At 65.3% G+C, this 7,987-nt stretch carries 7 protein-coding genes, 1 tRNA gene and 1 pseudogene; 3 read left to right on the top strand and 6 right to left on the bottom strand.

The window, feature by feature from the left end:
* The first annotated feature begins 196 nt into the window (after positions 1 to 196).
* A complete protein-coding gene (locus RT028_RS15940) occupies positions 197 to 1,420 on the top strand; it encodes an SAM-dependent methyltransferase (RefSeq protein ID WP_312936087.1) in 1,224 nt (407 codons plus the stop codon).
* Between the two features lie 6 nt (positions 1,421 to 1,426).
* Here RT028_RS15940 and RT028_RS15935 read toward each other — a convergent pair whose 3' ends face one another.
* Positions 1,427 to 2,440: a DUF4917 family protein gene (locus tag RT028_RS15935; protein WP_312936086.1), complete on the bottom strand. Its 1,014-nt coding sequence runs from the start codon at positions 2,438 to 2,440 to the stop codon at positions 1,427 to 1,429.
* A gap of 182 nt (positions 2,441 to 2,622) precedes the next feature.
* Here RT028_RS15935 and RT028_RS15930 point away from each other — a divergent pair, with 182 nt between their 5' ends.
* Positions 2,623 to 3,096: a hypothetical protein gene (locus RT028_RS15930; protein WP_312936085.1), complete on the top strand. Its 474-nt coding sequence runs from the start codon at positions 2,623 to 2,625 to the stop codon at positions 3,094 to 3,096.
* Positions 3,097 to 3,403: 307 nt separating this feature from the next.
* On the opposite strand, the gene RT028_RS15925 is transcribed toward RT028_RS15930, so the two are convergent.
* The 5 genes and pseudogenes from RT028_RS15925 to RT028_RS15905 all read right to left on the bottom strand — a co-directional run bounded on the left by RT028_RS15925 (position 3,404) and on the right by RT028_RS15905 (position 7,168).
* Positions 3,404 to 3,477, bottom strand: a tRNA-Gly gene (locus RT028_RS15925).
* A 90-nt stretch (positions 3,478 to 3,567) separates the two neighbouring features.
* Entirely contained in the window at positions 3,568 to 4,464 is an 897-nt protein-coding gene (locus RT028_RS15920) for an alpha/beta hydrolase (protein ID WP_312936084.1), read from the bottom strand.
* 156 nt (positions 4,465 to 4,620) lie between these two features.
* Positions 4,621 to 5,305: pseudogene (locus tag RT028_RS15915) on the bottom strand (pseudouridine synthase).
* Positions 5,306 to 5,338: 33 nt separating this feature from the next.
* Complete coding sequence (locus RT028_RS15910) at positions 5,339 to 5,560, bottom strand: cysteine-rich CWC family protein (protein ID WP_312936083.1); 222 nt, start codon at positions 5,558 to 5,560, stop codon at positions 5,339 to 5,341.
* A 117-nt stretch (positions 5,561 to 5,677) separates the two neighbouring features.
* Entirely contained in the window at positions 5,678 to 7,168 is a 1,491-nt protein-coding gene (locus tag RT028_RS15905; RefSeq protein ID WP_312936082.1) for a sensor domain-containing diguanylate cyclase, read from the bottom strand.
* Positions 7,169 to 7,379: 211 nt separating this feature from the next.
* Between RT028_RS15905 and RT028_RS15900 the strand changes: the two genes are divergently transcribed.
* On the top strand, positions 7,380 to 7,841 hold the full coding sequence (locus RT028_RS15900) for a hypothetical protein (RefSeq protein WP_312936081.1): 462 nt from the start codon (positions 7,380 to 7,382) through the stop codon (positions 7,839 to 7,841).
* The last annotated feature ends 146 nt before the right edge of the window (positions 7,842 to 7,987 follow it).

Genomic DNA, 7,987 nt, shown 5'->3' with positions numbered 1-7,987 from the left:
CTGCTGGAGGCGATCGAGCGCTGCGCCAGCCTGTTCGACCCTGTGGCGCAACCCCCCGCGCCGCGCCCGGCGCTCGAGCGCCTGCTGCTGCTCGATTAGCCGCGCCCATCGCCTGGCCCTTCGCCTGCTGGCGGCGGGCACGTAGAATGCGCAGCACTGCATTCATGCGCCCGTCTTTCAGAGGCACCCGTTGTCCATGTCCGTTCCTGCTTCCGCCACCGCTGCGCCTGATGCGCGCGACCAGTTCCTTGCCTTGCTCGACCAGGCCTTGGCCACCCACCGCCTGACCAAGCTGGTGCTGGCTCGCCACGTGGGCAGCGACAGCAGCCTGCACCGCATCATCGCCAAGCCCGTGCAGATCAAGGGCCAGCCGTGCCTGTCGCTGGTCTATCGTCACCAGACCCGCGACATCACCCGCAACGTGCCCGTGGCTGAGGTGCCGGTACTGGTCGCGCAGTGGTTGCCCGAGGCATTTCGCAATGCCCACCTGTTCGACGCTGACGGCGAGGTGCAACTGACCTTCAGCAAGAAAGGCAAGGCCATGCTCCAGCGCCATACCGCGCAGGCCCCTCGCGAGGCTGCCGCCAGCGCCGGCCACGACCGCGAGAAAAAGCGCTACCTGGACCTGTCGCGCCCGTTCCTGCGTGACCTGGGCGTGACCGATGCGCACGGTGCGCTGATACCGTCGATGTCGCGCAAATGGAAGCAGATCAACAAGTTCATCGAAGTCTTCGCGCATGCCCTGGGCAGCGCACCGCTGCCGGCGAATCAGCCGCTGCGGGTGGCGGATTTCGGTTCCGGCAAGGGCTACCTGACCTTCGCCATTCACGACTACCTGCGCGACACGTTACAGCGCGAGGCCCTGGTGACCGGCGTTGAGCTGCGCCCCGACATGGTCGAGCTGTGCAACGCCGCTGCGGCGCGCCTGGAGCATCCGGGCCTGCACTTCGAATGTGGCGATGTGCGCAGCGTGGTGCCGCAGGCCATCGAGGTGATGATCGCGCTGCACGCCTGCGATATCGCCACCGACTACGCCATTCACACCGGCATCCGCTGCAACGCGGCGATCATCATGTGCTCGCCGTGCTGTCACAAGCAGCTGCGCCCGCAACTGCGCAGCCCGGACCTGCTGCAGCCGATGCTGCAATACGGCCTGCACCTGGGCCAGCAGGCCGAAATGCTCACCGACAGCCTGCGCGCGCTGTACCTGGAAGCCTGTGGCTACGAGACCAAGGTGTTCGAGTTCATCTCGCTGGAGCACACCAGCAAGAACAAGATGGTCCTGGCGGTGAAGCGCGAGCGGCCGCTGCCCGCTGGCGAATTGCTGGCGCGCATCGAGCAGTTGAAGGCGTTCTACTCGATCACCGAGCACTGCCTGGAAACCTTGCTGCGCGCCGACGACCTGCTGCCGGCGAGCTGAGACGGCTCAGCGTCGATACAGGCTTTTTGGCGGGGTAATGGCCAGCTCAGGCGCTGCCAGCGGGTGACTGCTGGCGTCGAAGAAGGCCAGCGCGGTGCCGGGCAGGTCGCCCAGCCGTTCGCTGAAATGCCGTTGCTGGTTGAGTACCGAGGCCTCGCCCAAGGGCCGGATGGCCACCGCGACGTGCGCAGGGCGCGCCTGGCGGATGGCTTCGAGCAGGTGGGCGTCGCTGTCGTCCAGGTGCTGGCCGAGCAGACACAGGTTGCCGCCTTCAGCGGCGAGCTGTGCCAGGCTCCACGACAGGTAATCGCTGCTGCGGATGGCCTGCAGTTTCTGCGCACTGGGCGCCTCGTTGATGAACAACGGCACTTCGCCCGGCACGTTCACCGCGGCGCCGTCGAGCAGCTCGCGGCCCTCGGCCGCGCGCAGGCGGGTGGTGCCGTCGGCCTGGCGCAGCAGGTGCAGGCCGCCATGCAGGTGCATCACCCGAGTGCCGCTGGCCTGGGTGCGACGGACATCGAAGAAGCCTTGCTCGTCGAACAGCGCAGCGAAGCCGTCGGGTCGCTGCTGCAGGGCCCAGGGCAGGATCAGGTCGTAGTTGCTGGTGTAGACGCTGCGGTAGCGGCGCAACGCGGTGTTGATCTGTGCCAGCGTACTGGCCGGCACCAGGCTCAGCGGTACATGCACGGCGCGGATGGCGTGAATCAACGCCTGTTTGATCGAGTAGTAGCGGTTCAGCGGCGCGGTGGAGTTGATCGCCAGCGCGGCGTTGGCACGGATGGTGGTGTTGAGGGTGTTCAGCACCGGCTCGAACAGCTCGGTGCCCAGGGCCTTGAACAGGGCCTGGTCACTGACGCCCAGGGCCTTGTGCCGTACCTGCTGGGCCTGCTCGAACAGCGAAAAATAACCGAAGGGCTTCCACAGCGCACGGCTGGCACCGTTGCCCAGCAGCAGGGCGGTAGCGGGATGGCGGTCGTTGAGCTCGGCCCAGGAGGGCAGGTGGGCATCGCGTACTGGCATGGGACTTCCGTTGGCGGGCGCAGAAACGCCGGGACTGTAGCACGCGGGCCGGGCAGCTCGCTCAGGCGCGGGCCGGTCGGTTGGCAGAAAGCGGCGTGCGTTGTGCGGCAGTTCTTGAGGTCGCGGGCGGCTGTCTATATCGTCCGCACCATTATTCATCTATGTAGGAATGATTACAGGCTATGGCAACCGATCATCTTGGCCCCGAGCATTATGTCGAAGGCCGTCTGGTGGCCCTGATCCTGCTGGTGATCACCGGCCTCGGCGCATTTGCCGCCACCACCTTCTGGGGTGGGCGGGGGTGTGCCGTGGCCGCCCAGGTCATCGCCTGCGCCGTGGTGGTGGCGGTGCTGCTGCTGGCGGTGCTCAACCGCGGCGCGAAGCGGCCCAAACGCGAAGGTCGCAGCTATTTGCTGACCTTCGTCCTGGCCCTGGTCTGGGCAGGCCTGGCCACGTGGGTGGTCGTGAGCCAGACCGCGCCACACGAAGAGCACCTGGCGCTGCTGGCCGGTACGCTGTCAGGCGTGCTCGGCGGCATCGCCGCAGCCATCGCTGCGCACCTGTGGCACGAGCACACGCCTGGCACCGGCTGGAAACGCCCGCGCCGCCCGTCGAAGGCCGAGCTGGCGTTGTCGCAGGTCAAGGAGCGTCTGTAACCGCTGAGCCTGGAGGCGGCTGCCGGATTCGACAGGCCCGGTGCGGCTGTCGGCCGGCGCCGGCGTGAGCTGCGCGCGACGCTGGCGGTTGCGCCACAGGCGATAGGCGCGGATGCCGGCGCGCACCGAACCATACAGCAGCGCGCCTTCCATTTCCCGCGCCCGGGGCTCAGTGCTGTGGGCACAAAACGGCCGACGCTGAATGCGGTGCAGAGATGGGTTGCAGGAGATAAATCGTGCTGAGCAAGAAATTGCTTTAGTGCGGACGGAAGATTTTGACTGGCGAAGGCGTTGTGACGGGGGACACTGGAGCGGGTAGAGGGAATCGAACCCTCAACTAAAGCTTGGGAAGCTTTCGTTTTGCCACTAAACTATACCCGCTTCGCAGGGCGACTTTTTACCAGAACGCGGTAGGTATTGAAAGCACGAACTGCAAATTAGCGCGCGCTCGGTGCGCAGGCCTGGCAGAACCTACAGGGCCAGCACATGGCCGGCGTTGAAAGCTGTATCCCTCACTGCCGCACGGCTGCGGTAGTCACGCTGAGTCGGCAGCAGAAACTCCAGCAGCACGCGACGCGTTTCATCGCTCGCCGCCTTGTGCTCCATCTCCAGAAAATGCCCCGCCTCTTGAATCACGCTGAACCGGCTGTTGCGCACATGCCGGGTGAATTGGCGTGCGTCGCTGACGGTGGCGTAGTCATCGCGCGTGCCGTTGATGAACAGCACCGGAATCTCGATGTGACGGGCGTTGTGCAGCGCGATCTGCAAATCATGTTCGCGCATCTGCTGGATGTGAAAGTGCATCTGCTCGTATTCGTGATCGTCCAGGCTGCTGACATGTCGGTGATTGAAGCGCTTGAACAACGCAGGCAGGTGCTGGCCGATGGTGTCGTTGATCAGCTGGCCGATGCGCGGGCGGTCGACGCTGGCCAGGTAGGCGCTGCCGCGCTCCAGGTAGTCGTGCATGGCGGCGTTGATCACCGGTGAAAACGAGCTGATCACCGCCGTCTGAATGGTGCGCGGTCGATGCGCCAGCGCCATCAGGGTGCAGGCCCCGCCCCAGGAGAACGACAGCACGTGGTCGGCGTGGAAGTGCCCGATCAGTTCCAGCAGTACCTGCGCTTCGTCCTGTTTGCCGATCAGCCGTTCATGGCGGTTGTGCGGGCGCGATCTGCCGGCGTAGGGCGGGTCGTAAAGCACCACGTTGAACTGCGGGTGAAGGTTGCGCACCGCCTGGGCGAAGGAGGCGGTGGTGGCCAGCGAGCCGTTGACCAGGATGACGGTCTGCTCGGCAACCTGGCTGCGGTAGCACTCGGTATGGACCCGGTACTGGCCCTGGATCTCCAGCACTGCGATTTCTGGGCTCATGGCGTTGACTCCTGGCGCAAGAAAGGGCGTTTGGCGGGAGTCAGGCTGCGGGGTTTTCATGACAGCTGCGTGGTGGTAGCGAGAAAACTGACAGGCTGCGCATCGCGCTTTCGCCGCAGGACCGGCCGCCGCCTGCCCAAGCGTGTGGAATGCCGCTCAGACCGACGCGATCTCGCCCGCATCGAGCGCCCGGTATTGCCCAGGCGCAAGGTCTGGATCCAGGCAGATATCCCCCATCCGCTCCCGGTGCAGCGCCACGACCTTGTTGTTGAAGTGGCCGAACATGCGTTTGACCTGATGATAGCGCCCCTCGACGATCACCAGCCGTGCCTCGCGCGGGCCGAGAATCTGCAGCTGGGCGGGCAGGGTGGTGAGGTCTTCGAAGGCGAAGTAGAACCCCTGCTCGAACCGCTCGACGTAATGCTCGGCGATCTCGTCTTCGGTATGGACGTAGTACGTCTTGGGCTGCTTGGTCTGCGGCTGGGTCAGGCGGCGTGACCATTGGCCGTCGTTGGTCAGCAGCATGAGCCCGGTAGTGTTGTAGTCCAGGCGCCCGGCAATGTGCAGGCCCTCGCGCAGCGCGGCGGGCAGCAGGTCGAGCACGGTGGGGTGGTCGGGGTCGGCGGTGGCGCTCACGCAGCCCGCCGGCTTGTGCAGCATCAGGTAACGCGCAGGCTCACCGGCCTGGAGCACCTCGTCGTCGACCATCACCCGGCTGAAAATGCGAACGTCGTGGTGTGCATCGCACGTCACCTGGCCGTCGACGCTGACCCGCCAGCAGTACGCGCACCTGCTGGCGGTTGAGGTGAGGCAGGTTGGCGAGAAATCGGTCCAGGCGCATGGCAGTCGGGGTCGGGCGAGGGGGGCACGCAGTCTAGCGGTTCGGCGCCGGTGGCGCTGCGTCGAGCTGCGCCAGCACCTGGGCGCAACGCGGGCACAGGCAACGGCTGTTGCGCTGCTCGGCGGGGAGGGCTGCCAGAACGGCGGGGGCAATGGTCACGCCGTAGCACCAGCAGGCCTCGGTGGCGCGGCGCGGATCGGCAAGCGTGCAATCATTGCGCCCGCCACAGGCGGGACAGCGCTGGGGGTCAGTCATGTGCAGCCTCCAGCCGCTTCGCTGCAGGGCTGATCATGCCCGTCCCGCGCGGCGCGGAACCGGGCCTGGGGGGTGCGGGGCAGTGGGGGTGCGCAACAACTTGAACAGAACCGGGCATCAGTCATGAGTCGTCTCCAGCGCCTCGCCGCAGACGCGGTTACGCCCACCCTGTTTGGCGCGGTACAGCGCGTGGTCGGCGCGGGCCAGCAGGCTCTGCAAGGTGTCGTTCGCTTGCAGGCTGCTGAGGCCGATGCTGGTGGTCAGGCGCAGCGGCTGGTCCTCGAAACTGAAAAACAGCTGCTCGGTGCGCTGCCGAATCTTGTTGGCCACCTCAAAGGCCAGCTCGTCGGGCACCCCGCGCAGCAGCACGATGAACTCTTCACCGCCCCAGCGGCAGAGGATGTCGGTCTGGCGCAGGCTGCCCTGCAGCACATAGGCAAACTGGCGCAGCACCTCGTCGCCGGCCAGGTGGCCATGGTTGTCATTCAGCGCCTTGAAGTGGTCAAGATCGATCAGCAGTGCCACCAGCGGCGTCTGCTCGCGGTGCGCCTGCAACAGTGCCTTTTCGGCCAGCAGGTCGAAGCTGCGCCGGTTGGGCAGCCCGGTGAGGCTGTCGAGGGTGGCCAGGGCCTCGGTGTTGTCCTGGTGGCGCTTGACCATGGCGTTGAGCAGCAGCAAAACGATCACGGTGATCATCGCGCAGATGATCAGGTTGATGTACAGCGACTCGCGCACCCGATCCAGCGCGCCTGTCTCGCGCTTGTCGACCATCAGGTACCAGTCCAGCTCGGGGATCAGTCGCACGTTGAGAAAGTGGCTGTGCCCGGCGGCGTCTTCATAGCTGTGGCTGCCGGGCGCAGGCGTGGGCATGCGGCTTTTCAGATTCTGCAGGGCGGCGCTGTCGGCCAGTTGATCCCCGGCGCGCAACCCGTGCGGACCGCCTTCAGAGGCTGTCAGCACCACCTTGCCGCTGGCGTCGGTGAAGAACACCGAGCGCTGATAGCGGCGCTGGTAGTCGTCGATCAGTTTGATCACCGTGTCGACGCTAAGGCCCACCCCTGCTGCACCGATGAAACGCTGCTCGTCGTCGACCATGCGGTAATTGATGAACACGGTGAGGGTGTCCTGGTTGGCCATGTCCAGGTCGACATTGATCTCGTAGGGTGCGGGGTGTTCACGCAGGCGGAAATACCAGGCATCGCGCCAGCTATCGGCCTCGACGGTCTTGAGCACGCCCTTGGCCTGGTAGTAGATGCGGCTGGTTTCAGAGACCAGAAACGCCGTGAAGATACCTTGCTTGGCAACGATTTCGGCGAGGTAGCGGGTGATTCGCCGGGCGTCTTGCTCGCCGTGTTGCAGCCAGTCGCGCAGGAAGGTGTCTTGAGCCATCATCGACGCCATCAACACCGGTCGGATCAGGTCCTTCTGTATTTCCGAATACACCGTGTTCGAGGTCAGCGGCAGCTCGGTGTTGATGATGCTGTCGCGGATGGTACTGCGCGAGGCGAGATAACTCAGCAGCGAGGTGGACAGGAAGCCGCAGCTCAGCAGCACCAGCAAGGCCAGGATCAGCGAACGCTGCGAGAACAAGGCAGAACGAGGCGGCATGATCTTCCCATGATGTTTGCCAAGCCGGCCATTCTAGTGAGATGGGCGCAAAATGACCGCATGTTTTTCAGGCTTTGACTAGATGTTTCAACTTGTTGCTTCAATGGCACTGAACGCTGATAACGCAGTCTTACCCATGTCGATTAACATCCACGAATCGACGCCCGCCAGCGCCGCTGGCCTGGGCACCTCAGCGGTCCAGGAGGCCGCCATGCTCCCTCGAATCCTGCTCATCGCCCTCGCGGCGCTGCTGACCACTGCCTGCGTGCCCTACACGACCGGCGGTTACACCCGTACGGAAGTCTATCGCGTCGACCGCGAGACTTATTACCCCAGTGACGGCTATTACGTGGTGCCGCAACCGCGCTATCGCTATTCGACGCCGCCGCGCTATTACGCGCCGCCTCCGGGTTACTACGCGCCGCCGCCGGGGTATTACCGCGTGCCGCCTGCGCCGCGCTATCGGCCGTACGCTCCGCCCGAGGTGATCATCTGGCAAAGCCGCCCGCGCAATGATTACGGCCATCGCCAGCGCTACGACTATGGCCGCGACCGCGAGCGATATGACTACCGGCAGGGGCCGCGGCGTGATGGGCCCCAGGCGGGTTGGCCAGGTGGGCCGGGCGGCGGTGAGCCCTCGCGCCATCACGGCGGCCATGGCCAGCGACGGTAAACGGTCGCGGTCCGCCTGCCACTCGGCCCCGCGCTGCCTAGTAGAGCGCGGGTTTGTGGACGGAGCGGCCGGTCTGGCGCTCCGGTTGGAATAGTGATGACGGCCTGGATCAACTGACTGGCATCAGGCAGCCCTCCTTCTTTTTT

The organism is Pseudomonas sp. (genome assembly GCF_032058845.1).
In the GTDB taxonomy this organism is placed as follows: domain Bacteria; phylum Pseudomonadota; class Gammaproteobacteria; order Pseudomonadales; family Pseudomonadaceae; genus Aquipseudomonas.
This window is presented reverse-complemented; position numbering and strand designations above follow the sequence as displayed.